The organism is Bilifractor porci, assembly GCF_009696005.1.
Lineage (GTDB): Bacteria > Bacillota > Clostridia > Lachnospirales > Lachnospiraceae > Bilifractor > Bilifractor porci.
Genome location: NZ_VUMV01000002.1, coordinates 359,210 through 385,139, shown reverse-complemented (window position 1 = coordinate 385,139; position 25,930 = coordinate 359,210). Strand labels below are relative to the sequence as shown.

Sequence of the window (25,930 nt, the reverse complement as noted above, 5' to 3'; positions counted from 1 at the left end):
CACTCCTCAAGTTTCTGTCTGTCATCAGGATTCTTTACATTCCTTGGTTACTTCATCGGTAGAAAAATCATGCATCTGCGTCGGGAACCGCAGCACGTCCAGACGTCCGAGCTTTTCCAGACGTCTGTAGATGCGTTCCCAGCCGCATTCCATGCTGGGATCCACTTCACATTTCCCGTCCTTCGTTCCGCCGCAGGGGCCGTTTACCAGGCTCTTGGAGCACGCGGTAATCGGGCAGATTCCGCCGGTCAAGTTCAGATAGCATTCGCCGCACTGCCCGCAGTCCACCTCAGTGGGGGTCACTCCCTGAAAGCCTGGAAGCCGGATTGTGTCGCAGGCCGCGCACACCTTTTTATCTTCCAGAAACTCCGCAACGGTCTGCACACCGACGCCGCAGGAGAACACCAGAACGGTATCCGCCTCCTCAATCTGCTCCAGATGCGCCTGCAGGCGGAGCTTCATGTTATCCGGATTGCAGATATAATCTGTGGTAAGGATTCCTGTCACCTTTCCCGCATCGGAGAGCTCCTTCTGGAGTTCCTTCGCTTCCTTTTCCGGGAAATAAATTTCCTTGCATCCGAGGCAGTTAATGATAAATGCTTTATCGCCCGCAAGAGACAGAATCTCTTCTTTTGATTTCAGTTCGGTAATCAGCATATCATTTCACCTCCATAATCATTTTCTTGCCCGTGCGGATTCTCTCCACCAGCGGGATCTTGGATGAACAGATATACTGGCAGCAGCCGCACTCAAAGCAGTCTCTGATATGATTGTCCAGAAGCGCCTGCGCATTGCCCTCCTTCACATATTTCGCGAAGTTCAGCGGCGCCAGCTCCATCGGACAGACGTCCACACAGCGGCCGCACTTGATGCACTCTTCCTCTTTGGTATGGTCTATGTCAATGGCAATAATCCCGTTGGTTCCCTTGATCACCGGAACATCTTCATCCGTAAGCGGGAATCCCATCATCGGTCCGCCCATCTTGACGGTAACGTCTTCCCCGGCAATGCCTCCACAGTAATCAATCAGCGTCTTCACGCTGGTACCGATTTTTACCATGAAGTTTCCGGGGTTCGCGATATGTTCGCCGGTCACGGAAACCGCACGTTCCACCAGCGGCATTCCCTTCTGAATGGCATCCGAAATCGCCACGGCGGTGCTGACATTGTCCACAACGGTTCCGACATCCGCGGGAAGTCCCCCGCTGGGAACCAGACGCTTCAGCACATTCTTGATCAGTGTTTTTTCCGCTCCCTGCGGATACTTGGTCCGGACTGTCTGGACCTCGATATTGTCCAGGTTCTCTGTCCTGGACTGCAGAAGAGCAATGGCATCCGGCTTGTTGTCCTCTATGACGATGATTCCCTTCGGCGCGTCAACCGCCTTCATAATGGCCTTCAGGCCATAGATCACATCGTCCGCGTACTCCAGGAGCACCCGGTGATCCGCAGTCAGATAAGGCTCGCATTCGCAGCCGTTCAGCAAAACGGTATCAATCGGTTTGCCGGGCTTCAGCTTGATAAAGGTCGGGAAACCCGCGCCTCCCATACCGGTAATGCCCTTTTCTTTTACAATCTCCACAATTTCTTCCGGACTGAGCTCTTCCAGAGGCTTATTCGGACGCACCGATTCATCCGGTGTGTTTTTCCCGTCCGAGCGGATGACAATGGACATCACCTCTCCGCGGTTCGGATGCTTTCTGGGCTCCACTGCGACAACCGTTCCGCTGACGCTGGAATGAATATTGCTGCTGACAAACCCGTCCGCCTCTGCAATCTTCTGGCCAAGCTTAACCGTATCGCCTTCCTTTACAATAGGTACTGCCGGTTTTCCGACATGCATGGACAGGGGAATCACTACAGTTTCCGGCTCCGGGAACTTCTTCAGCGGGAAGCTCTCCGCCAGTTCCTTGTTTTCCTCCGGATGAACCCCTCCGTTATAGCCGGAGAGACGGATATCCCGGATTTTTTTCACATATTCGCTGATGGCCTTCACATCCACCTTGGAATAATCCCTCAGCTGGACAGGCTCCTCCAGGAATTCCTTCTGACGGCCCTGTTTCTCCAGCCTCTGGTAGATTTTTTCCCAGGCGCAGTCCTTCTTCGGATCGACTTCGCATTTTCCGTCCTTTGCGCCTCCGCACTGCCCGTTCAGCAGTCCCTTGGAGCAGTCTACCACCGGGCAGATGCCGCCTGTAATGTTCAGATAGCACTGCGCGCATGCCCCACAGGTTTTCTCTGTAAGTGCCATGCCGTGATTTCCGGTGTAATTCAGTGTATTGGCAGCGGCCAGAACCGGAACCTCCTCCAGCTCCGCAACTGTCTGAATACCCAGGCCGCAGGAAATAACCGCGACATTCTTTGTTCCTTCCGGAATCACATCTTTCAGTTTTTTCTCTGTCAGCAGTTTATTGCAGAGAAAATCCACTTTGACGGTACCTGTAATCTTTCTGCCCTGTTCAGAAGCGAGCTGGACAAAGGTATCGCAGTCCGGCTCATTCACCGTCTCAAATTCCTTGAAACATTTGTTGCACGCGACAACGAAGAGATCATCTGAAGAAGCAAGCAGGGACTTCAGCTCCTCATTATCTTTTAGCGCATACTTGGTATAATTCACCCTCAATCTCCTTTCTGAGTTTTCCTGCCAGGGCATATACCGGGTCCGGAATCCCGCCTTTTGAATTCCTTCCGCGGAAGCACAAGAATGCCTGACATCTGATTCGGATTATATCACAGAATCCCGGACGGCAACAGAGTTTTAGTCACGGTTTCTCCTGCCTGACATACAGTGCGGAAAAACCGGCCGGGCAATAAAAGTCCGCTGTTCTCACTATTTTTTCCCGCTCCTTCCGGTCTGATTCATCCTCCACCGCGGCTGTAAGGAATCCGCCCCTTTTTGCGGACGCAATCGCCTGAAAAGCATCCTCAAAGACCAGCGTACGTTCCGGACGCGTACCCAGCCGTTCCGCGCAGAGCAGATAAATATCCGGCGTACGCTTCGTGAGGCGGAAATCCCCGCAGGCCAAAAGATCCCGGAACAGATCCAGAACTCCCAGGCGGGAGAGGGCGGCCTTCTCCGGCTCCGCTTCCCCTGTGGTACAAAGCACCATGGGGACTCCCGCCCCGGAAAGCCTGTGAAGAAAATCTTCCGCCCCCTTTTTCAGAGCAGCCTCTTCCCGATAGAACTTCTCCGCGATCCGGTAAAGCCCGTTCCGGATCGCTCCCTCCGAATCGGGGAGATAATACGCGGTTTTCAGATAATGCACACCTTCTTCTACGGTCATTGGGAAGAGAATGTCCCGAAGGCCGGGTTCCGGCAATTCTCCCCTCTTCCGCAGATACCTCTCCCCTAGAAAATCCCAGAAAGGCATGGAATCCAGAAGCGTCCCGTCTATATCAAAGACAGCAGCCTGAACGCCTCTCTCCAGCAGGTATGGCACAGCCTCTGTCTCGGCAAACATTTCTCTGCGGCAGAAAGACTGATAAAATTTTTCTTCGTCGCTCATAAAAAGCCCTCGCTCATGCGCACCTCTTCTTTTCCATTCATGCCTCTTTTTTATATTTTCTGTTATTTTCCGGCTATTGACAACCGCCTCTGCGAAAGAGGATAATAATGAATCTGCAGCAAAGCTTCGGCCGCCGGCCAAACGCGCCGTCCGCGGCAGAACGGTATGATCAGGGAGGATATGTGATGGAAAATTATTCAGTTAAAGCAAATGGCACCTGCGCTTCGCAGATTGATTTCAGCCTGGAGAACGGAAAGCTTCACCATATTGTTTTCCACGGTGGATGTCCGGGAAATACACTGGCTGTCTCCAAGCTTCTGGAAGGCTGCGATGCCAGAAGCGCTGTTACTCTGTTAAAAGGGAATCCTTGCGGAACCCGCGGAACCTCCTGTGCCGACCAGCTGGCAAAAGGAATCGAAAAGGCTCTTCAGGCAGACGCAAAGGCTTAAACGGGAAAATCGTGAGAAGATAAAGCAGCTGGGCCGGCATCTGCCGGAAATTTACCAGTGCTGCGCGTATCTGCGGGATATTTGCCAGATGAAGCAAAAGTGAAGCCCCGGAAGTCCTTTATATACAAGGACTTCCGGGGCTTTGCTGCCTGCCGGCGACCGGACTTTGTTTCCGTGCCGACATGGCGTGAATCGGCGTGTTTCCAGTGTTTTATATCTCGTCATAACGTGACGGAGAGTGATATATTGCTACACGTTTGCTACACAACACCGTTATTAAACGATTCTCTCTTTATATTGCATCATTTGTCCAGTTTTTCATCTGGATACTTTTTCGCGTAAGCATCTTTCACTTTTTCAAAGAAGCTCTTTGCTTTAATTGCATCCCGCGTCAGATAACCTTCGTGAATCCGCATTGCAAAAAATTCGTACACGTTATCATTGAATCCAGAAGCTCCGCCAGTGCTATCCATGTGCTTGGGTCGATCATAAATTCTTCTCCTACTCTGACAGCTCGGGGTGCCCCATTTCAATTAGTGCCTGTTTTACATCATCCAAATATGCCGGGTATTTCTGGGAAACATCCGAAATTGTCATTTTTCCTTTAATGATTAATCTTGCGTAAATCTTTGCCCTGATCATGCCGTAACCTCCTTTTCGTTCTTTGCCGCAAGCTGATCGTCTATGGCATCCAGCCGGGCATATATATCTGCGATCGCCTCCTGTGTCTCCGTGAGCTGCGCGGTATTATCCGCAATTTTTGTATCTGTGCTGGCCTCTTTCTGGCGAAGCTCAACCTCGTAAATCCCGCCAGTGTATACAGATATTCGGCTCAGCTGCGTGTAATTTTCATATGCAATATCCTCCTTCCCATCTTCGTGCACGGTAATAACCTTTGTTCCCAGTTCATCGGAAAAAATTTTCTGAAGATCATCAATATTCTGCTGTAGCATACGGATGGTTAGAATTCCGGAACCCGCCGCGGATGAAGTGATCTCTAATTTTTTCCCATTGTTAAAATTTAGTTCCATTTTTTATCCTTTCTTAAATTGTGTAAAAATTACCATAGTTAATTAAATATCGCTTTTATATCTTTCTCATGGGGACATCGTCGATGTAAAAAACCAATTTTACATTATTTAAGTCTGCGTCATCCCACTTAAAGCTCAAGGTGTGTTTGTTATTAATGCCTTTGAGGCGAGTAGCAAATGGAACTATGGTATGCCCTGAAATAATATTTCCGGTATCGGTATTTATTTAGGAAGATACAAAATATCTGCATAACAACCGGTAACATTGTAATTAGATTGTACTGTTATAGATGATTTGCTATTTACAAATGTTGCTGTGATTATTCGATCTCTTCCCGGAAGAACATCGCGTACCTGTATAACTGTAGGTTCATAGCCATTGATAATGGGTACAGTAGCATCAGCGATATAAATTCCAGACGTATTTGTAAAAGAACTAACTTTCAGCGATCTAATCAGAGTATCGGTATTTTACGATTTACTTTGAAGCACAAACCTAAATTTTACTTTTCCATTATTTGAATTAGAGTTTGTGGTCATTATCAAATAATCATCACTCAGATTTACAGACCTGATTACTCCAACTCCGGAGGATGAAACTACGTTATAGCTGATAATTTTTTTAGAAAAAATTGAGGTTGGAATGTGTATGTAATATAAAAATTCACCATAATAATTACTATTATCAGCTGAACCAATTGATAATTCCTGTGTAACGATCTCGGTATTTAATTTACTAATCGCGTCCTGCATTTCCTTCATGGTTTGTAATTGTGTAAACAATTTATCCACGCTGGAAACTGTGGTTCCGTCAAGCGTAATTTTATACAGCGGGAAATCTACAACTGCCGCTCCCGCAATTACGCTGCCGGCATTATAGGCTGGTGTTGCAGGGGAAGATGTGGCGTTAGTTCCCTTTATCACCACAAAATTGATCGCGCCTGTGGATTTTGTATACCTGGCTACCACCAAATCAATGCGTTTATATCCGGACGTACCGGTAGCAATCGTCAATGCAACTGTGCTGCCATACTGGATTCTAAACCGTACGCCTTGAAGAACGCCCTCTCCGTCAGCCAGTTTTAACGATGTGTTGCTTACCAGCGTTGCGGCAAATTTCTGCCCCACATCACACACGTAACTGTCAGTTCCCATAATCGCCTGGTCATGTCCCGGATACGTCAGTTTATCTAATTGATTTTTGACACTCACTAATCCAGTCTCTGACAGTTGTGATTGTATTTCCTGTAGGGCGGCCTCTGCGTTTGTCTCAGATGTCTTTGCATTTGTCTCGGACGTGGAAGCGTTTGCAGCTGATGTGGATGCAGAAGATGCACTTTTACTGGCTGCAAGCGCAGAGGCGGCAGCATTTGTTTCACTTGTCTTTGCATTAGTTTCTGATATTTTAGCATTAGTCTTGCTTGCTTCTGCATTCGTCTCAGAAGTTTTGGCGTTGGTTTCTGACACTTTAGCATTTGCAGCTGATGTAGATGCAGAAGATGTGGAACTTTCTGCGGAGGTTGCGGCGTTTGAAGCGTTTGTTTCGGATGTCTGTGCTGTCTTTGCAGCATCGGACGCCGTTTTCGCATAACCGGCAGACGCCGTTTCAGAAGTTTTCGCATTCACAGCACTTGTTCTTGCTGATTCTGCATACTGCTTCGATGTGGCTATTGCGTCAGTCTTTGCTTTATTCACATCATCAGAAAAAGCAATTCTCTTTGCTTTTCCTGGGGCGAAAGCCACGTATACTCCATCCCCATCTGTGTCCGACGGATCTCCGCTTAACACGACGGCAATTTCCCCATCGACCATCCGTCCACTATTAAATTTACTGTAATCTCCTCGTCTGTGTTGGATTGCCATTAATTATCACCGCCTTATGCTTCAACAAGGTCAATCAATATCTGTGTGAATGGACGTCCGAAGATGCCTGCCGTCCCGCCCCCGTCTGTGTTGCTGAAGTCCGTATCGTAGATGTTGGAGCAATAATCTTTTCTATCATACGGCTTCACCTGATAACGTGACCGATAATATTTTCCTCCGGTCTTGTGGATGTCCGTGTAATACATGACTTGGATAGCGTCAATGGAATCCTTGTCATTCCCTGCGTAACCATTTTTTATGTCGTTCCAATTGCATCCTGTCACCCATCCGAACCATCTCCCAGACGCATGCACACGATACTTTACAAAACCCCCATTAACCGCCCTGATTGAGACACCTACAATAGCGTCATTTGCGTAACCGGCAAAATCCGTCCTGTCCCTCACGAACTGGAGTATTCCATGATGCAGTGTTTTCACTGCATACTCGATGTGCGGAATCTGGGCATCCCGGGTGGTCTGAATTTTATTGTAAGCAGACACTAACGCTGCTTGAGACTGGTTGCCATATATTCCATCAACCACGATGCCAGACGATCTCTGGAAAGCTTTTAATGCCGTCGATGTGGCTGAACCAAAATAGCCATCAATACCGGCAGAACCTACGCTATAGCCGATGGCAGTCAGCATTTTTTGTAATTCCCTTACTCCGTCACCATTGCTCCCCATCGACAAAGCAGCAAATACTTTTATCGGAGTCTCATGTATCGTACCGTCAGTGTACACTTCTGGGGCTTCCAATACTCCATCCCAAGGATAATCGTAAAACGATCTTGTATTGCTTTCCCCTCTTGCTGACGAATCATATTCGCCATTCTGAAGCTGGTCTCCATCCGCACCGGTTACACCACCGGTTTCAGATATGGAAAATTGCATCAGTGTGTCGGGGTCTTTGAACATGGCTGTATGATGGATTATATTTAACGCAACGTCACCACGTTTTGGCTTATATCCATCAGTGCATATGCCTTTACGTGTTGGATGCCACTTGAACCCACACCTCACAAAAACATCCTTCATGTTCCCAGTGTATGTCGCGCCGTTCGTTTTTACCGGAATTCCAGCCACCTCATAAGCGTTTATAATAGCAGATGAGCAATCTCTATCCCCTTGTGCCAGTGCATAAGTTTTCCCCCCTACGGTTACATAGCAATACCCTTCGCCATCTCCCCATCTCATAGATTGGGAATATCCATGATACCAATGTTCTACGAGATGGGTCATAAGTTGTGCTGCGACTTCTGATTTCAGCAGTTTTTCTCTGGACTTTGTATTCACAGCGCCCCCATATTCCCTGTCAGTGTCAACGTTTCCTTTAATTCCGTGGACTTTTCCTGTAGAACTGTCTTGCATATAATCACATGTCCATCTAGGATTACCTGTGGTATAATGTGCCAACCATTGGGTGTATTTTCCTATTTTATCCATGTCATACATGCGGTTACGGAAGTCCTGATTGTAGTAAACACCCGGAATGTAGCCTCTTTCTTTTATTCTCTCGCAAAATGCAACGGTCATTGACGTACAATTTTCTCTTGTTATCGCAACCCCTCTTTGTGCGGCTTTATCCACAGAATCATATTCGAAATCTGCAAATATAATCGTGGATTTTGGAAGTCCCGCCCGCTCTGCAAACGATACGGAAGAATCAGCTTCTCTTCTCGCTTCATCATCTGTAACAGAATATAAAAAATGATAAATTCCAGATATTTTTATTCCTGCGTTCTGAATACCTTGTACATACTCAAGAAAACGGGAATCCATCACATTCCTATATCCATCCCTTGGGATGACAAATGCAACCCCCGCGTTTTTCACGGCGTTCCAATCAACCGTCCCCTGCCATTGGGAAACATCTATTCCTTTCGTCATAAACCCTCCGATCTGCTATTTCACCCATAGCTGGGAGATAGGAAGATCACCTCCTCTCAATCTTTCTTAGGTTTGTCATAGGAAAGAGCCTGCCGACTGTCAGACACCCCGCTGGTTGTCGGGTCTGTTACAACTCCGAGAATTGCAAGAACTCCGAATAAGGCGTTGATAATAGCCGCGAACTGCTGATTCAGAACCACAAAGTCCCACTTGTATCCGAAAGGGGCGGCGATCGTTTGAATGAGTAACAGAATTGCCGGTATGAGTGCGAGCCAGAAGTTTTTGTTTTTAATCCTTACTTTCCAGTTGATCATATGCTTTTTCCCTCCAATGTATCAATTCTTTTGTGTGCTGATTTTGTAGATTCCTCTACGATAATCAGGCGTTTTCCTTGCCGCGCCACTTCTTCTTTGAGTCCGTCCATGCCAGAACGAATTTCCGATGTGTCAGACTGGATAGACTGCAATCCCATCTTGATTTCCGTGTCTCTCTTCGCCGCTTCTTTCGCATCATCCAACTGCTTCTGTATGTCCGTGTGACCATTTCTTGAGATGGTCACGACAAGGGCAACAAAAGCAATCAAAACGGAAACAAGGGCGATAATTAAGTTTGGGTCAAATCTCATGATGTTTTAGAACTCCTTGTAATTGTGGACTGTGGGTCAACTTTCTGGATAAAAAAAATTTCCATCAGTATTATTATACTATTTTTTCACCATTTCTTACAGTGTTTTGTTCCACATCGACTATCCAGTCCTCATGTTTTGCTTTCTTCGGTCTTTTTATCAGTATGTGATTCTGATTCTACTGATATGGTTTTTATTCTGTTCAAGAGCGAGCTGTTAATGTAATTTTCCTGAAACTGATTAAGTACACACTTCATTATTAAACATGCCAGTTCCGGTGAGACATCATTAGATTGCATCTGATTTAACGCATACGCAGTAATCATACTTTCCATTGCCATTAGTTTTTCTCCGGATAGTTCCATTTGTGCCTCCATTCCAAACGTTTTCAATTTCATTAAATCTACAGTTAATTACAATATCTTTACCGGAAAAGCGGGTCTGCCTCTGAGGAATTCATGATTTTCTGCAATCAACGTCTCGCGCCCCTGATCATCTACAGAATACATTTTTCCTCCATCTTCTATACATTTCCACATCTGCTCATCCGTTGTAATTTTTTCTTTTATACCATCTAACAAGCTATAATATGTCATTTTTTTTCCTCTTATTTCACTATCCCATCAACAATGGAACAGCTATACCACGCTTCAACAGTCCCGTCACTTCTAATTGACGATGGAATCTTTACAGATGAGATGTTGGCTCCGTTTTTTGAATGAAGCCCGTCAGAATTTACCCATCCCCATGCGTACCCCGTACCGGAATTATCAGTAAACCATATAGTCCCAGTACCACCAAGAACAAGGAACCCTGTTTTCGCTAGTAATGAAACACAGTTTTGGTTGCCTTCATATTGTGCACTCGCATCAAAAGTACCGTGTATCGTATCACTACCTCCAGATGTATATCCTGCTCTAAGAATTCCGTTATAAAGCTCTGTAAATGTTGAACCAGATACAGTTCTTAAACTTCCGGATAGACTTACCCCTCTCGCCGTCAAATAACCTGATGAATCTACAACAAACCTCCCGCCTCCAATATTAATGCTCCCTTTTTTCATTGTGAAAGTTCCGGTCGAGAGATTAAAAACCGTGTTTCTACTCTTATCGCACAATTCCCCTGTGCCGATATAAGACGCGTTGACATACAGTTTGCCATCACTGAGATAAATTCCCTGTGTTTGTCCGTTATTTGTAAGTTTGTTAAAAATACTTCTTTGTGTCTGTGCATTCACCGCATCCGAAGCAATTTTTGAAACAGTTTTTCCCCCAACCGTAACTGTTGACGCAAGTTGGAATTCCCCAGTATTCATATCCCAGTAATTCTTGCTCTTTGTGTCCTGAATCTTGCCTGTTTTAATCCAGTCCGCATTGATTCCGGTTGCAGTTAAAATTCTGGTAATTGTGTCTCCATCAACAGTCATACCGCCGTTCCAGGTCTTACCTCCGTCTGTGGAAACACCCCACGCTTCTGAGGTCATTTTCCATACGATGTCGGAATCAGACAAGTCTTTGTGATTATGGAAATAATAAATGTTTCCGGTGTTTCCCTTTTCGATTGTGGTATAAAGTCCGGCAGACGAATTCAATGCATCGTTGAGTTTCTCTTCCTGTATTTCACGGAGAGTTTTTTCGGCTGCTATTTTATTTCTCAAGTCAACATAGTTCCGTGTTTCCTCTGAGTATGTAACCGCCTTATTTCTCGCCGGTGTTTTAGCGGAAGATCGTATTTTCATATACCCTCCCGCAGAAAACGTCACAGACGATACCAGAACGGGGTAATAGTTATGATTCAGCGCATAGAAAAAGCCCACATCTCCGGCTTCTACAGAAGGATCGGAAAGTACACTCGCTGTCAGAGTACGAAACTTAATTCCAATTAACCGTTTTCCAAGAAAATCTGCTATCGCCTGTTTGTTGTTCTCTGTTACAAACGGATTATTCTCTATGGCTATTATATAACCGGATGAACCACTGCTAGCCGATTCTGAATCTCTCTCTTTTGTTTTAACAGACACTCCGGTAACAACGACATCATCCACCCCAATATTATGTGAAGAATATCCTGTGAAAAAATGTGGACTCTCTATAGATGTAAATACACCTGCGTCAACCGATGCTCCGTCAGAATAAGGCGTTGTAGTTGTGTTAAACGTTCCGCCGTCCACACTGTCACCATCGGAATAAGGTGTTGTAGTTGTGTTAAACGTTCCTCCATCTGCAAATTGTTCAATCAGGCATTCTGTATTGTACCATTTGATTTCAAGCTCCCCATTACGATTGCATCTTGCAAAACACCCACATATCTGGGAGCACCAACTTATTACTTGTCTGTAAGTTACGGCAGACGTGCTATCGTTTGGTAGGCTTTGAATAACAAAATCCATATTGGGGAATTTTACGGTTTCAAGCGGAATACCCATCTTTGTGGCGCAATACAAGATAAGTTCCCCAATTGATACTGGAAATTTGATTCCGGACGTATCAAAATCTTTATCCGCCTTGCTCATATTGTCAAATGCGGTAATGGATATGAGCGAACCGTTGTAAATTGTTTCGTCAATAACGCCTGTGAATTTTTTCAGTTTTTCTAATTCGCCGTCCACATCAAGCGCGATATAAGCTACAAGCTCTGCGTCTGTGAAATCATATTCGGAATATGACTCATCAATGTTGTTGAGTGAGAATGACAGCTTGTTAATAATCGCATCACCAACATCGAGGTTGTTGTCCTGCGATACAGAATCTTCGATCCGGAATGTCCTTTGCCACAGATCGGAGTTGGTGATATTGAGAATTTTACCGTCAGACAGGGTTATATCTATGAAGTATTTATAATTTCTATTATCATTAAGCAAGTTGTGTTTAAATCCGGCACTTGTAGTTATCATATGTTTTCCTTACTGTTCGATGATGTCGAAACTTACTGATCCAACAAGCTTTTTGTCTTTCCACCAGAGCTTGATTGGGGCTTTCCTATCTCCAACATAATATGTTTTTGTTGTATATTCGCCTTCAAGTATGTCCCACATGGTTACATTTACATATTCGGGGTTAAAAGCCTTCACGATGATACTGGCAGTCTGGAGGTCTTTAATCCCCCATGAAAGCGTCCATTTTCTTTTCTGTGTGATTCTGTTTTTATGCATCACTCCATCTTCTGTTCTGCCGGATTCACCGGCAGAAACATCCTGCAAGCCCCACTCTGCGCTTGACGGAGTGGGTATTGCCACCCCGTCTACCATCATGAAGCTGTCGTTTCCAGTCATTGACATTCATTCATCACCCCTTATTTGTTATAGCGATAGTTAATTTTCTCCTGTCCCCTACTTACAGACCTGGCCAGCGTTTCATCGTCCGTCTGCAATGTACTGTAGACTGTCACGCCGATAGCCCCACTCGATAAGGCGTTTGCCATTCCACGCTCAACGGCTCTTTCTATTGCGGATTCATTCATAGAATTATTCATACCACCCGCACTGATGATGCTTTCTGCAATTTTTGACATTGCCCGATTATCCTCAAGTGGGATAACAGCTTCATCTTTTCCGTTTTCTGCAACACCGATAATTTGTCCGTTGCCACCCTTGAACAGTCCTCCGCGCTCATACCATGACACACCATAATTCGGCGTGTAGTACACTGCGTCTTCAACCTGATTCCTGCTCCAAGCCGAAACATATAAGTGTGGAGTCGGTATATCTACCGAGGAAAACCCTCTGGCAAGAGATTGTCCCATTTGATATCCTTCGTTATAAAAAGATACGTTTGACAGGGCATCACCGATGCTTTTCACAATTCCATTCACTCCGGATATCACGGTCGATGATTCAGAAGAAATTCCTTCACACAGAGATTTAGTTATTCCAGCACCTTCTTTTTTTACATTGAAATAATCTACAATCCGCCTTATTCTTCCGAGTATTACGTTTATCGCTTCCACAGCAAACTGGTAGTTTGATGCAACACCGTTTGCTAACCCCTGCACGATGTATTTTCCTTTTTCAATCATTACTATCGATGGGGAATGGATACCGAGGTCAGAGTTTATCTGTTTGATTATGTTGTCTGACAGATTGGACATTGCCGTTTTAGCGTCTCCAACGTTGTTGAACACCCCGTCAGACACCCCTTTTACAAGGAATCCTCCGATCTGTCCGCCTTGCGTCTTGAAATCATCCCCTATGGTGACAAATGCCGGAGCGGTACTTGTAGCAAAGTCGGTTGTCATCTTGTCCGCCATCTGTTGAATGTCGGTTTGCATATCAAGACTCTGCTGAATCTTGCTATGAAACGCTTCCCATTCCCCGTCGCCTGCTTGCAGATGGCCGATCAAATCTGACATTGCCTGAGTTGAAGGATCGATTTGATTAAGAATCGCCTGAACTGTAGCTTTATCGAGACCTGCATTATTTAGAGCTTCCATGTTGGAAAGTGCCGTCTGCTGGTTCTGTATGCTATTTTCAAGGTTTGCATTCAGAGAATCAAGGCTCTGTGACTGGTTCGCATCGAGCGTTCCCCAATCTGTAGCGGTATTTTCCAGTGTTGTCTTGATCTGGTCGTGATAAGCCAGTACTTCATTCTGCCATGCGTCAAGTTTGCCTGACATATCCGTGGTTGCGGAGGTTACTGCATTCTGAATATTGTTTAGCGAGTCTTGAACTGTCTGCCCGTGCTCCCTGCTTTCTTCGAGAACAGGATATACATGTTCTGAGAACTCCTGTGCCATACCGTCAGAAGAAGTGGAAATTTCCCCTATTCGGTCATATACAGTCTGCCAGTCACCGGAATTAGCCAAATTGCTTACGGATGCATTCATGTTGTCCGTTGAGTTTTTTGCGGTATCTATAGACGCCGCATATTTCAAAGACAGTTTGTCCGAGAATTCATCTGTAGCAAGACCGGCATCTTTTATGGAATTTATAACCATAGCATATCCGTCTTGTGCTGTAATCCCGGAATTCCTAGTATCATCGAACTGTGATAATATGTTTCGATATACCCCCCTGGCCTGCCAATCATCAGCGGAGGTTGAAAGTTCTACGAGTGCCTGACGGACATCGGAGAGCCCCTGTTTTGCATTTACATTTGAAAAATCAAGTTCGCCTTTGAATCCTTGAAGTTTAGATGAATTTTCATTTACAGCTTGTCCGATTGCATCTACAGAGTCCGCAGTAATCTGCCCCTGATCTGACAGACTATTAAGCGCTGTCTTTGCTCCATCAGAAGAAACTCCCATCTGACTAAGTTTAGACATCACGTCGTCAGCGATTTGTGATGTGGTTTTTCCGGCGCTCTCTTCTTGCTCAATAAAGCTCCACAGCTGATCTGCGGAAGTCTGAGAAATCTGACCGAGAGATTCAAGCTCTCCAACGAACGAATGTAAAGCGCTCCCGGCTATAGTTGTTTTACCGTTTCCTCCCTGTAAACCGTCTATAGCATCTGCAAGTAGTTTTATACCACCCACTCCAACCGCAGTTACCGCTGTAATAAGTCCCACTGTACCTACTGTGGAAGATAGCATAGACTCCAACGCAAGCTGCACCGCCGCCCCTGCATCACTAATACCTTCTATTCCCGCTTTTTTCAGAACGTTTCCGAGCGCAGATTTAATTACCGGGGCGAGAACAGAATCCACGTGCGTTGACGAAAATACATTCACAAACGGGACAAGCAGATTGTCTATCCCTGCAATTGTTTTTACAGCACCGACAGCGAGTGCCAACGTCGCAGCTATAGCTCCTGCCGGAGTCTGATACATCCCTTTCATGATGCCTGAGAATGCATCCCACAAAATAGTTACTACTTTTTGAAGGATTGCTCCCCAGTCAATATTCTGCAAGGATGTGCCGATGGCATTTCCCACGGCTTCCCAGTCAGTACGTTTCACAATATCAACGAGCGCATCAAGAAGATTCTGGATAAACTGATTCAGCGCACGGGCGTTTCCCTTCCAATCCACACGGCTGATAAAAGTATTGATTCCATTGACTATGTTATCCGCAATCTCTTTCCAGTTTACAGAAGCCGTGAAATTCTTTAGTGTTACAAACGCTCCGTTGATTCCAGCGGTAAGGGTGTCCGCGACAACTGACCAATTGATTTTCTGGTTTGCGCCGTTGATTAAGTTTCCAAGACTTCTCCCAAGTTCATCCCATTTAAGACCGTGTACAAAACCGTTTGCCATCCTCCACGGAACCATGATTCCATTCCCGATGGCGTTTCCAACGCCTTTCCAGTCTATTTCATCAACAAGGCCGTTTACATTCTTGGCAAGGCAGCTGCCGATATTCCTCCAGTTTATCCGCTCCACAAGCCCGTTGAACGCTTGTACAAAACGGTTGACCATTGAACCGGCTGCCCGTCCGAGAAGTTCCCAATCAAAATTATCAACAAACCCGTTGATACCCTGTGCAATTGCGCTTGTGAAGTGGTCGATGGCTCTTTTCAGCTTAGGGCTGTTAAGTACTCCGTACAGTTTCGCAAGTCCTGTATTCAGCATGTCGGCTATCGTTGCGCCGACTCCGTACCAGTCATGATTGAGGAACGCATCTTTGATCTTCTTCGCCCACTTGTTGATAGCATCTGCGGTCTTGTTGCCGCCTGTAAGCTGATCTACGTCAAATCCGAGAAGATCATCGAGTCCACTTCCACCGCCTGCACCGCCACCGCCGCCAGAACCGCCAGTAGATGTTTTTGGTGTTTCCGTCTGCTTATTAAGCTGATTCAGTTCATCAAACGGAAGAACAGAAAGTTCTTTTTTCAGCTTCTTTGCGTTGTCCGCTGCATCTCCAAGTCCTGATGCCGCATTGTCTGCTCCGGTTGCGAGATTGTCCGCATCGTCACCAAGTCCACCAAGTCCGGTTGAAATGCCTTTTGCGGCAGGTGCTACTTTTCCGAACAGTGTGTACATGAAGTTACGGAAAGCATTTGCGGCCGCAATCAGATATTTCATCAGAACATTCAGCGCATGGATTGCCGGGGCAATAGCAGAAATTAGTCCCTGTCCGATTGTTGCCGCTAACTGCTGAAAATTCAGTTTCAGAATACGCATCTGATTGGCGTAAGTGTTGGATGTTCTTGCAAAATCACCCTGCTGTGCACTTGTTACAGACATCAAATAACTGTACCGGAGCATCTGCTGATTTGCCTGAGACATCTCTCTGTATGACTGTCCAATACCTTGAGACATCGCATATGCATCAAGGTTTGCCACACTCATATTGATTCCGAGATCACGGAGCGGACGCACCATACCGGCCATACCGGACTGGATTTTCTGAAATGCTTCGTCATTTGGGATGTTATAAAACGATGCAAGATCACCGGACAGCTTTGTAAGATCAAGGCTCATCTGTGCGGCTTCTTTATGCATCTTGTCTGACGCATCGAAACCGGACGAGTTGAACATGCTCATGAGTGTTCCGGTATATCTTCTCGCGGCAATTTCAGAGATTCCGTACTGTTCCTGAGAATTTTGCGCGAATTCGTAAATTTTCCCTGACAGGTCAGTGAAATTCTTACCGAGATTACCGAACGCAACATCTACTACGTTTTCAAGCTCTGTAATGTCAGAACCCCACGTAATAGCCTGTTTTCCAAGGTTGAACAGCTTCACAATGCCCTGGAACCCCAGCATCGAAGCGATCATGGTTTTGATTCCTGCGGAGATCGAATTAATCCCGGAACTGCCAAGTTTCAGACTGTTGAAGAATCCATCGACGCTGGATTTTGCAGAACGCGCGATTGTCACACTCTGTCTGAGTGCGGCATTAAATTTATTTGAGATACCATTCGCAACCTGTGTGACCGCGTTCCACCTTCCGGACCCCCCATATGAAGAAGATGCGGCGTTCTGGATACCTCTTGCCGCAGAACCAGCTTTGCTTCCTGCCGATACGATCTGACCAACGGAAGAAACAAACTTATTCACGTTATCGTTGATCTGCGGCATACTGTTTAACTTCTGTGCCAGAGATACGATAGCGTCTCCGAGTGTCGCAAGATTATCAGAGGTTGTCTGTGCTTTGCTTCCTGCCGTTGCGAGTTTAGCAAGAGAAGACACAAACTGATTTATTTCATCAGGGAGACCCGATGCATTCTGCATCGTTTCTACAACACCCTTTAATGCAACCCCCATCTGAGGAAGTGAACTTGCGACCGTCTGTGTCTTATCCCCTGCATTTGCAAGTCTCGCGAGTGCAGACACAAGACGATTAATGTTTGCGGAAACGTCTCCAAGTTTCGATACCCTCTGTACTGTGTCTACGATCTTGTCCAGAACCGAAGAATCGAACCCGCTCATATCCGCGCTGGAAAGTTTGGTAAGCGAGTTTGCGAACTGCGTAATCCCTGTATCTTTCAGATTCGCCGTTTTAAGTACACCGATGCTCTGTGCAAGTCTCTGCATGTTGTCAGCAATGACCGGAAGTTTTGACATATCAATGCCGTTGATTACGGACGCAATACTGTTCGTAAGAGTGCTTGTATCTACATTAAGATTAATAGATTTTACGTCATACTTACGACTGGTGGCACGATTAATGGCTTGCTGAATCTGTGTCTCAATTCTTGATTCATCAATCTGCACGTCAATCGGAATTTTGCCCTCTGAGCTTGCGAGCGCAGACTGTTTTTCGCTATCTACTCGTCCCCTGAGTCTTTTAGCATCATTTAAAAAACCGAGAAAAAATTTTCCATAGATATCATCCTGGTCTTTCTGTGAGTACAGGGATATAGGCTTTTTGCTTACTGCATCCCGCGCTTCGTTGATCTTTGCAATAATCCGGTCAAGCTGATCCTCTTCCGTCTGTGCAGCCGCATCATCCGCAGTAAAAATAGTAGGAAACATCTGTTCCAACTCTCGGAAAGAACCGTCAAGTTCCCCCACCTGTTTATTTGTCTTCGTGAAGTATTTGAACATTCCGGTCTGATTGACTTTCTCATTCCACTCAGAACCGTATGTCCCTGCTCCGACTCTGAACTGGTGAGAGTTCATATAGTCAAGGAACTGCTGGTATTCCTCACGCATCCCACTGATAGATTCATCAAAGTCTGCACGCGCAACAGAACCGGAATGCATGACGATTTCCGGGATACGTTCAACAGTTTTCCAGTTTGACACACCGTTCGCCCACGAAGAAACAAGGGAATCCATATTTGACTGGATTTCCTTCTTGTCTGCTCCGGTAATGTGGAACGCTTTCGCAATCTGATTTGTAATTTTCTTTGAATCAACCTTTGTGCTGTCGATTGCAGACTGAATGGCCTGTGGAAGTCTGCTTGCTTCGTCAGCGCCTTTCAGCTTGATATCAATCGTAACTGTCTTATTCAGCTTCGAAATATCAATATCCGAAATTTCTCTAAGCTGAGAGATCGTACTTCCAAGATTGACCTTGCTGAGTGCGGACAGACTGGCGCTGAATCTCAATACTGAACGCTCCGCAGAATTGAACTGACCGGACACACGCGCCGCACGTTTCATAGCGGAAGACAGCCCCTCGAGAGCCTGCTGTGCCTGTCTCGCATTTGATACGACTTCTATTCCTAATCTGTCAATTGTGTTATCTGACATACCTTTTACCTATTAAAAAAAAAAGCACTCAAGGCGGTTAGTCCTGAGTGCTTCGGTTTGCGTTAAATACAGACACCCACATTCCGAATTTTTCAGCATCGCTAAGTGCCTTTGTTTCTGTATCCTCTCTGTTTTCGGACGAGAATGGATGCTCCGGGTATTTCGCATTGGATTTGTTTCCCGCAAGACACTTTGAAACCGCGACGTATGTGGCGTTCAAGATGTATGCTCCGAGATACCAGTTCTCCGTGTCTCTCCTCTTCTGCCGCATTTCCTCTGCTGTATAATATGGCTTTAAGTCATTTGGGGTGGAATCATCAAATAGTTCTTTTGAAATCCCAATGGAAAGACAGTACGGGAGAAGTTTCGTTATGACTTCTTCCGACCAGCTCTTTTGTGATCCATCGGAATCACTGTCGCATTCACCTTCTTCGCAGCCTCCTCTGTCTCTCCCAGAATCTTTGATAAAAAACCATTCTTCTCCAATTCTCCACTGAGATCACGGAAAAGTGTAAATCCATCGTGAATCTTCTGGCCGGTTTCCTCGTCTACTTCTGATTCGTCCTCATAGTCATCAATGAGGTCGCATACCTTTAAAATCTGCTTTTCCTTTTCCTCGTCAGTTTCATACCCGAACTCGTCCGAATAGTTCTTCTGAAGTCCTGCGAGAAGCAATTCTGCGGTAAGCCCGATTACGTTTTTAACTGATTCTGCCGGGTTGTTTGCGTCAGATGTGACGTTCACAACTCTGTCGATCAGGTCTGATTTATACAGAACTCCGTAACCGAACTTAACCTTATAATCCTCATCATTTACATGAAACACGTACATTTATCGTTTCCCCCTTCGATTAACTTACGCTCCTGCGGTTCCCTTTGTGATTTTTGTAGAAGGTGTGCAAGTGATTGTCATCTCACGAACACCGTTTACTTCACCTTCATTTACATAAACAGTGTGAGTACCAGACCACTTGAAGATTCCGTTTGCTCCGGCATTACCAAAGTCAAGCTCATAATCTTTTGTTGCTCCTGCCGCCGGCATAGCTGCAACAACAGCATCATACGCTTCCGGAGTATAGTTTGCCTTAAACTCCATGGTATCCATTTTCTGAACACCATCTACAAAGGTCTGCATTGTGTCTTCAAGGTCTGTTGTTTCGAGCTGATCAGGTGCTCCGCCGAGCTGCGGATAAGATTTGATTTTGGAGAGCTGAGTACCACCGCACTTCAGAACGGTTCCGATGGTAGAATATGCTTTCGTAGTAGTTGTGTCAGCCATTTAAGGCTCCTTTCTCCCGTAACTTTTTCGGGTTAGCGCATATGCCCCAAATGCATATGCGGTAAAACTTATTTATATTTCTTTCAAAAACTGTCCGGTAAAATTCCGGAAAATGAATCTGCTTGTGATAATTTTTATTCCTGTTGTTGTGGAATATGTGACTGCCGAATTACCCATCCTCTGAAACCCGAGACTGTTGAAGAATTCCGCACAAGCAGTATCACCTTTGTACAGCGTATCTTCAACCTGATTGTTGGAACCAGAGTCAGACACCATAATGTCTGTCTGCACTGTCAAATCTACGGAATCTTCATTGTTCTCCAAGTCAAATGAGTTTGTCGGTCTTCCGATGATCTGAAAGTTTCCGTATGGATACTGTGCGTTTTTTCCGGTCTTCGGTATTCCACCGAAGTGTTTAATCCCGGTTTTCGCGTTTACATATTGTGACCACGCATTACCGATTTTTTTCTGATCTATGTTTAGGATGTATGGCATTATCCGAACACCTCTTTCGCTATCCTGCGGATAGACTGGACAATCTCAACATCCGCCTTGTACATTGGCATACTGGCTCTCAGTCCGTATGTGTGCTGCCGTTGTCCCCACTGGTCTTTGTACCACCATCCTGTAGGACTGTATGCGTATTTCTGTCCGGGGAACGTTCCGGTTCCCATTCCATCACCATAGGAATTTCCATCCGGAAGAGTCGGGAATGAAGTCTGACCGAATGTGACACCTGACGAGAACTCGATGAACATAATCTGATCTCCGTAGAGATTCAGTGCAATCCCACACACGTGATCTCCGTCCATAACAGGTTCCACAACCTCTGCCGTGTATTCTCCACGGTCTACGGGCGGTACGCTCTGCATTGTGGTATTTACCACATTCAAACCGATTTCACCAAGTCTGCGGACGAACTCTTTGTTTTTATCATCAAGCTGTCTGCAATAGTGGTCAATCTGTCTGGCTGCATCCAGTAAAGATTCGGTTGTGAGAGAGACTTTAATTTTCTTCACTCTTTTTCTTTATCCCGTATCTGGCGGTTGTGCCTTTCTTCGTGTCTATCCGTCTTGCAAGAATGTAGTCATTTTCAGTTTTCGGATTACCCGATTCATCAAGAACAAGGTTCCCATCTTCTGAAAGCTCTGGTTCTACATCAACGAAAAGAAGCGTTCCTTCTTTCGGAGAAAATTTTCTGTCAAAGCATGTAATGTATCTGTCGTATGATGGTATCGTACCGGCATAGTTTTCATCCGGTGCGCTTGCGGTTGCAGATACAGAAACCCGCTTTTTTACCGGCTTGCTGTATGTGATTGTAGCCTCATACAGGGAATCGTCCGTAGTCTTCTCGACAAACCAAACGTTCTGTTTCTGTATCTCCAAACCTCTCATGTCATACCCTCACATACGGGAATACCCCGTGTGCTGTGAAAACAGCACCTTCACTCTCATATGTCCTTGAAACACCGTTCTCGTTGTGTGCAGATTCAAAATCCGCTCCCTGTTTGTTGAACGCATACAAAGCAAGATCAGAAATGCAGTACAGGTTGTCCTTCATGTTTGATTCTATGTCTGTTTCTTCCGTGTCCGGAGGATAATTTACATAGTTTCTGTATGACCATATAGCCCTGTTCACAAGAGTATCGAGGATCGGATTCCCTGCTTCGTCCGGAAGATATGCAATTAAGATTTCTTTCACGGCTGATTTCAGTTCATCCATCCTCTATACCCCCTCATTTCGTTTTTCTCGTCCGTCTCACCGAAGTAACCGGATCAGACTTCTTCACTTCGGGCTTTTCCTTCTTCTCACCATTTCTGTGTCTGTGAATCAGCATACCCATAGATTATGCTCCTGCTCCAATTGGGATAGAAATCGCCTTACTCTCGTCAAGCAGGTAAGTGGCAAAATGCTTATCACCTGTGATCACCGTAGACTTGTTGATAATGTCACGGTCAGTCTCAATCAGAACATCTCTCTTGGTGTAGATCGCAAGTGCTCCCGGCTTTACGATGTATGCGGCTTTCTTGCCCTTCATCTTGTTGGAAACAACAACCTGACAGCCATGAATCATTCCGACAGTACCGGACATAATCATGTTCGCCCCAACCTCTGTTCCCGGAATCCAACCGTTAGCCTTTCTCAGTACGCCATATCCGTCCGGGTCAGTGAGCAGAACCTTTGCTCCGTCAATGTCCTCACCGAACAGCGTAAGTGCGTCTGCTACAACGTCTGCGGACATTGCAGTAGCGTTAGATGCTTTCAGTGTTGCTCCCGCGAGTGCGGTATACAGCGCGTCATCAACGCCAGAACCAATAGAAAGTGCAATCTGGTAGGTTGCCTGTCCGATGGTGTCACCGTATGCGGAAAGAACGGCTTCATCAGTTACCTGAACACCGATGCCGTACTTTACAATCTGCACCTCTTTGGTCTGCTCAGTGAGTTTCTTGATCGGGATGTCCTGTCCCTCTTTCACCTCTGCGGCAGTGCCAATGTAGTTGTAGTACGGAAGTTTGATCTTGTCTCCCGGCTGTCCAACAAGATTGCTGTATACAGTCGCAAGCGGAGAGAGCTTGATCGCATCTGTCAGTTTGTTGTTAATGTAGTCCCCAATTACTTCCGGATCAAACAGCCCGGAAAGATAAGTCCCATTAGTAGTATCAACTGCTGCCATGTGAATTCCTTTCTACCACTAATTTTTAGTGGTCAGCGGCTACCCTCGAATCGGATAGTCGGTAATTATTTGGCAAGCTGATGATATACGGTCGGATGCTCCTGTTTCAGTTTCAACCTGTCCATGTATCCCAGCTTTGCAAACTCTTCTTTTGTCATGGAGACGCTATCATCATTTCCAATAGCAGGTGCGGGCATGTCTTTCATGAGCTTCGCTTTGACTGCCTTGTCGTGTTCGGATAAATACTGCTTCTGCAACTGGAAAAACGCATCTGTGTTATTCTCATACATCGCTTCGGCCGCTTTCTGTGCAAGATCATCCGAATACCCGGAACCCAAGAAATTTGCCTTAAATCCGTTGATTTTTGACTCTTTCCTAAGTTCTTCAAGCTCTTCTCTAATACTCGCGTCTTCTTCAGCTTTCTCAATCGCCGCCTTGTCAGCTTCTGACTTCGTGTTCATGAACTGCTTCTTGTAGTTCGCCGCTTCGGAACTGGCTTTATCTACGGCCTTTTTCAGCCGTTTATTTTCTGCCATCACCTCTGCAAGCATCTGCTCTACAGACTGATTATTTTTGTCATTCTGATCCTGACTCTGAGTCTGTTCGTCTGTACTCTGATTGTTCACATCGTTGTTAACGTCTGCCATTTGTATTCTCCTTATGCGTTATTAAAGTGTTTCTCTACACTGTATTGCGATATTTGTTTTGCGCTTTCTCTAGTGCATATATAAACGCTCTTGTGAGCGATTATTTCAGATATGTGCTTGAGCACCTACAGTTCGCTACCTCATCCGCCCCTGCCCCCATGGAATCGTCACATGGATGCATCATCAGACATCCTCCGACTTCAAACGGCTCATCGATTAATACGATCTGCCCGTTTACTTCTCCATGAGTTTCACGTTCTTTTCCGTCCATCACCGTGTCCCATCGTTTGTATCTATAGCCTTTTCTTTTGGCTTCGGCATACTCTGTACGGTCAAGAATCACACTTGATTCTGTCTTTGCGATATTCACGGCTCTGTCATCAGATAGCCAATAACTATCTTCTGAGTAGTTATTCTGTAGATTCTGATAAGTCGTAAGTGCGATATTCAGCGCCGTGTTTCGCACGTGGTTTTCCATGAAATCATCATCGACATACTGTTTCGCAACTTTTCTGAATGACTCATGCAAGGCTTTCTGTAAGCTCAACCAACTAATCATCTTGTTGATCTGATAGTCATACTGTACGGTTGAGAACCCCAACAGTGCCGCTTCCTCGATCTGCAAGGCCGCTTCCACACGCTTCTGCTTCTCTTCATCCGAGACACGAACTTTGGAAAAATACTCTTCGTATTCCGGTCTGTTCAGTTCGTCAAAACTTAACTTACTGAGCGGCATCGTTCTCTGTTCCCTGTTCTGCGTGTACGTCATCGGCTCCCTTCACACCGTCAACCGGAGTTGTCTGTGTGTTGGCTATGGCCTGTTGTGCCATCTGACCGACCTTGAACAGAATCTTATCAATTCTGTCTTTGGAATCTAACGTAACCTGCTGTGAGTCATCGAATATATCTACAACGGAAATTGCCTTTTCCGGATCAATTCCCAGATTGATGAGATTAGAAAGTGCGGTTGTTCTGGAAACGAGGTCATAAGTCTTGTTCCTCGTGAACTTCACCAGTACATCTGACGGATGCAGCGTCTGTAAGCCGTCCGGCATTCCTTCCGTGTTGCGGATGATTGCCAAGATCACACGGAGCAATTCATTCTCTGAACCTGAGAATGTAACCTCCGTGGTCTTTGCCTGAGTCTCCGCAAGCTGCCAACCGTTTGAAAGAAGGATCGCGGCTCCTGTGTTCCCACCGGAAGCGGAATCTCTTCCCGGCACTCCGCAGATGGATAAAATCTGTGCGTCCAGATAATCCGCTATGGTCTGTGTTTCTGACTGATTCAGACTTGCGGACACATACGCAACTTTAGCTTCCTTACCGTCTGCCGTGGTGTTTGTCTGGATGAACCCTGCGTCACGAAGCTTCTGTTCCTGACTGTCTGAAATACGGCAATTGTGTAACCATAGGATTGCCTGAACAAACTGCGCGAGATCGTTCAGCCTGTCTGAATTACAAATGTTCGCTGCATCCATGACAGAAAGTGCAGGTTCAAATGCCGCCTGTCTGTCTCGATTGTTCCGGAACTCCACAATGGGGATAATTCCTATGATGTTTCGTTCCGAACTCACAAGCTCCCCGGCTTCGATAGTATATATATAATCATCGGCATAAGCTGTAATCCGCTTTGTACCGTCCTTACGAGAAATATATGTGACAGCGAGAATCTTTCTACGGTATGCATCATTCGTGTATACCACATATGTATTCAACGGATTCAGCACCAGAAGATCAAACGGTGCGATTTCGTCCTCTGCCTCCTGCTTCTTCGGAAGCGCGGCCATATAACCGAGTCCGGTAGTCTTGAAATCCGTTGCAAGCTCTATGTCCTTTGCAGGTTTTCCCTGCTCGAAGAGCATCTCATTCAAGTCCGCTACACGCTTGTCATCCTGATTCGGGTCTGCCTTGCGGAAATCGTTTTTCGCTCTCTGCACGAACGTGACTGGAGCAGAAAACTCATAACCAACCTTAAAATCTACAACCTGTTTCGCGTAGTTGATACAGGTTTTAATGTTGATTTCCGGTCTGACTTTCTTGATCCGGTAAAAGATCGGTTGCTGTCCTTTTTCATATCGTCTGAGATACACCATCTGTTCACGGTTGATTTCATGAAGCGCCAAGGTGTTTCCCACGATGTCAAGGATGTTTCCGGCGTTTACATCGGTGTAATCTGTATAGATTACTTTTCTACCGGTAAGAAACGGAAACGGATTTGCACCTCTCGCATACATATCCGAACCGGTATCAGCGTTGGTCTGTGTCTGACCGGCAGTTTTTACTGTTTCATTTTCAGTTGTGTTTGTCGTGTCAGCCACGTAAATCTCCGCCTAATCTTATAAATTTATCCTAGTTTTCTTATTCTATTTTAGCAAAAAGTGGACTCAC

Annotated in this window: 26 protein-coding genes; 1 reads left to right on the top strand and 25 read right to left on the bottom strand. The window is 45.7% G+C overall.

Annotation, left to right across the window (positions count from 1 at the left end; all coding sequences use genetic code 11):
* Positions 1-24 precede the first annotated feature (24 nt).
* From FYJ60_RS04705 to FYJ60_RS04695, 3 genes are all read right to left on the bottom strand, one after another.
* Complete coding sequence (locus tag FYJ60_RS04705) at positions 25-657, bottom strand: methylenetetrahydrofolate reductase C-terminal domain-containing protein (protein WP_154457414.1); 633 nt, start codon at positions 655-657, stop codon at positions 25-27.
* A gap of 1 nt (position 658) precedes the next feature.
* Positions 659-2,617 (bottom strand): electron transport complex subunit RsxC, encoded by a 1,959-nt coding sequence (rsxC, locus tag FYJ60_RS04700; RefSeq protein ID WP_330579108.1) that lies wholly within the window; start codon positions 2,615-2,617, stop codon positions 659-661.
* Positions 2,618-2,762: 145 nt separating this feature from the next.
* Positions 2,763-3,506, bottom strand: a complete 744-nt coding sequence (locus FYJ60_RS04695; protein WP_154457411.1) for an HAD family hydrolase — start codon at positions 3,504-3,506, stop codon at positions 2,763-2,765.
* A gap of 185 nt (positions 3,507-3,691) precedes the next feature.
* Between FYJ60_RS04695 and FYJ60_RS04690 the strand changes: the two genes are divergently transcribed.
* Positions 3,692-3,955: a TIGR03905 family TSCPD domain-containing protein gene (locus FYJ60_RS04690; protein WP_154457409.1), complete on the top strand. Its 264-nt coding sequence runs from the start codon at positions 3,692-3,694 to the stop codon at positions 3,953-3,955.
* Between the two features lie 302 nt (positions 3,956-4,257).
* On the opposite strand, the gene FYJ60_RS12445 is transcribed toward FYJ60_RS04690, so the two are convergent.
* The 22 genes from FYJ60_RS12445 to FYJ60_RS04585 form a co-directional block, all read right to left on the bottom strand.
* Positions 4,258-4,428, bottom strand: coding sequence for a hypothetical protein (locus FYJ60_RS12445; protein ID WP_205838960.1), 171 nt, complete (start codon positions 4,426-4,428; stop codon positions 4,258-4,260).
* A gap of 28 nt (positions 4,429-4,456) precedes the next feature.
* Complete coding sequence (locus FYJ60_RS04685) at positions 4,457-4,597, bottom strand: CD1375 family protein (protein WP_154457407.1); 141 nt, start codon at positions 4,595-4,597, stop codon at positions 4,457-4,459.
* On the bottom strand, positions 4,594-4,986 hold the full coding sequence (locus FYJ60_RS04680) for a hypothetical protein (protein WP_154457406.1): 393 nt from the start codon (positions 4,984-4,986) through the stop codon (positions 4,594-4,596). The genes FYJ60_RS04685 and FYJ60_RS04680 overlap by 4 nt, the downstream gene beginning before the upstream one ends.
* A gap of 471 nt (positions 4,987-5,457) precedes the next feature.
* Positions 5,458-6,849 (bottom strand): hypothetical protein, encoded by a 1,392-nt coding sequence (locus FYJ60_RS04675; RefSeq protein ID WP_154457404.1) that lies wholly within the window; start codon positions 6,847-6,849, stop codon positions 5,458-5,460.
* A 14-nt stretch (positions 6,850-6,863) separates the two neighbouring features.
* The gene (locus FYJ60_RS04670) at positions 6,864-8,741 is read right to left on the bottom strand and encodes a GH25 family lysozyme (RefSeq protein WP_154457403.1); all 1,878 of its coding nucleotides are present in this window, start codon (positions 8,739-8,741) and stop codon (positions 6,864-6,866) included.
* Between the two features lie 56 nt (positions 8,742-8,797).
* The gene (locus FYJ60_RS04665; RefSeq protein WP_154457401.1) at positions 8,798-9,055 is read right to left on the bottom strand and encodes a phage holin; all 258 of its coding nucleotides are present in this window, start codon (positions 9,053-9,055) and stop codon (positions 8,798-8,800) included.
* Positions 9,052-9,366, bottom strand: a complete 315-nt coding sequence (locus tag FYJ60_RS04660) for a hypothetical protein (RefSeq protein WP_154457399.1) — start codon at positions 9,364-9,366, stop codon at positions 9,052-9,054. Before FYJ60_RS04660 ends, FYJ60_RS04665 begins: the two co-directional genes overlap by 4 nt.
* Positions 9,367-9,497: 131 nt before the next feature.
* Entirely contained in the window at positions 9,498-9,731 is a 234-nt protein-coding gene (locus FYJ60_RS04655; protein WP_154457397.1) for a hypothetical protein, read from the bottom strand.
* Between the two features lie 48 nt (positions 9,732-9,779).
* Positions 9,780-9,962 (bottom strand): hypothetical protein, encoded by a 183-nt coding sequence (locus FYJ60_RS04650; RefSeq protein WP_154457395.1) that lies wholly within the window; start codon positions 9,960-9,962, stop codon positions 9,780-9,782.
* 11 nt (positions 9,963-9,973) lie between these two features.
* Positions 9,974-12,259 carry a hypothetical protein gene (locus tag FYJ60_RS04645; RefSeq protein WP_154457393.1) on the bottom strand — a complete coding sequence of 762 codons (2,286 nt, stop codon included), beginning with the start codon at positions 12,257-12,259 and terminating at the stop codon, positions 9,974-9,976.
* Between the two features lie 9 nt (positions 12,260-12,268).
* Positions 12,269-12,643: a DUF6711 family protein gene (locus FYJ60_RS04640; protein WP_154457391.1), complete on the bottom strand. Its 375-nt coding sequence runs from the start codon at positions 12,641-12,643 to the stop codon at positions 12,269-12,271.
* Between the two features lie 14 nt (positions 12,644-12,657).
* Entirely contained in the window at positions 12,658-18,942 is a 6,285-nt protein-coding gene (locus FYJ60_RS04635) for a hypothetical protein (protein WP_154457390.1), read from the bottom strand.
* Between the two features lie 369 nt (positions 18,943-19,311).
* Complete coding sequence (locus FYJ60_RS04630; protein ID WP_154457388.1) at positions 19,312-19,773, bottom strand: hypothetical protein; 462 nt, start codon at positions 19,771-19,773, stop codon at positions 19,312-19,314.
* A 24-nt stretch (positions 19,774-19,797) separates the two neighbouring features.
* A complete protein-coding gene (locus FYJ60_RS04625) occupies positions 19,798-20,220 on the bottom strand; it encodes a phage tail protein (protein ID WP_154457387.1) in 423 nt (140 codons plus the stop codon).
* Between the two features lie 72 nt (positions 20,221-20,292).
* Positions 20,293-20,715: a hypothetical protein gene (locus FYJ60_RS04620; protein ID WP_154457385.1), complete on the bottom strand. Its 423-nt coding sequence runs from the start codon at positions 20,713-20,715 to the stop codon at positions 20,293-20,295.
* Entirely contained in the window at positions 20,715-21,239 is a 525-nt protein-coding gene (locus FYJ60_RS04615; RefSeq protein ID WP_154457383.1) for a hypothetical protein, read from the bottom strand. Before FYJ60_RS04615 ends, FYJ60_RS04620 begins: the two co-directional genes overlap by 1 nt.
* The gene (locus FYJ60_RS04610) at positions 21,226-21,615 is read right to left on the bottom strand and encodes a hypothetical protein (RefSeq protein WP_154457381.1); all 390 of its coding nucleotides are present in this window, start codon (positions 21,613-21,615) and stop codon (positions 21,226-21,228) included. The genes FYJ60_RS04615 and FYJ60_RS04610 overlap by 14 nt, the downstream gene beginning before the upstream one ends.
* 1 nt (position 21,616) lies before the next feature.
* On the bottom strand, positions 21,617-21,943 hold the full coding sequence (locus FYJ60_RS04605; protein ID WP_154457380.1) for a hypothetical protein: 327 nt from the start codon (positions 21,941-21,943) through the stop codon (positions 21,617-21,619).
* A 124-nt stretch (positions 21,944-22,067) separates the two neighbouring features.
* On the bottom strand, positions 22,068-22,895 hold the full coding sequence (locus tag FYJ60_RS04600) for a N4-gp56 family major capsid protein (RefSeq protein ID WP_154457379.1): 828 nt from the start codon (positions 22,893-22,895) through the stop codon (positions 22,068-22,070).
* A 65-nt stretch (positions 22,896-22,960) separates the two neighbouring features.
* Positions 22,961-23,542 carry a hypothetical protein gene (locus tag FYJ60_RS04595; RefSeq protein WP_154457378.1) on the bottom strand — a complete coding sequence of 194 codons (582 nt, stop codon included), beginning with the start codon at positions 23,540-23,542 and terminating at the stop codon, positions 22,961-22,963.
* A gap of 100 nt (positions 23,543-23,642) precedes the next feature.
* Positions 23,643-24,311 carry a phage minor head protein gene (locus tag FYJ60_RS04590; RefSeq protein WP_154457377.1) on the bottom strand — a complete coding sequence of 223 codons (669 nt, stop codon included), beginning with the start codon at positions 24,309-24,311 and terminating at the stop codon, positions 23,643-23,645.
* Positions 24,265-25,860, bottom strand: coding sequence for a phage portal protein (locus FYJ60_RS04585; RefSeq protein ID WP_154457376.1), 1,596 nt, complete (start codon positions 25,858-25,860; stop codon positions 24,265-24,267). Before FYJ60_RS04585 ends, FYJ60_RS04590 begins: the two co-directional genes overlap by 47 nt.
* Positions 25,861-25,930 lie beyond the last annotated feature (70 nt).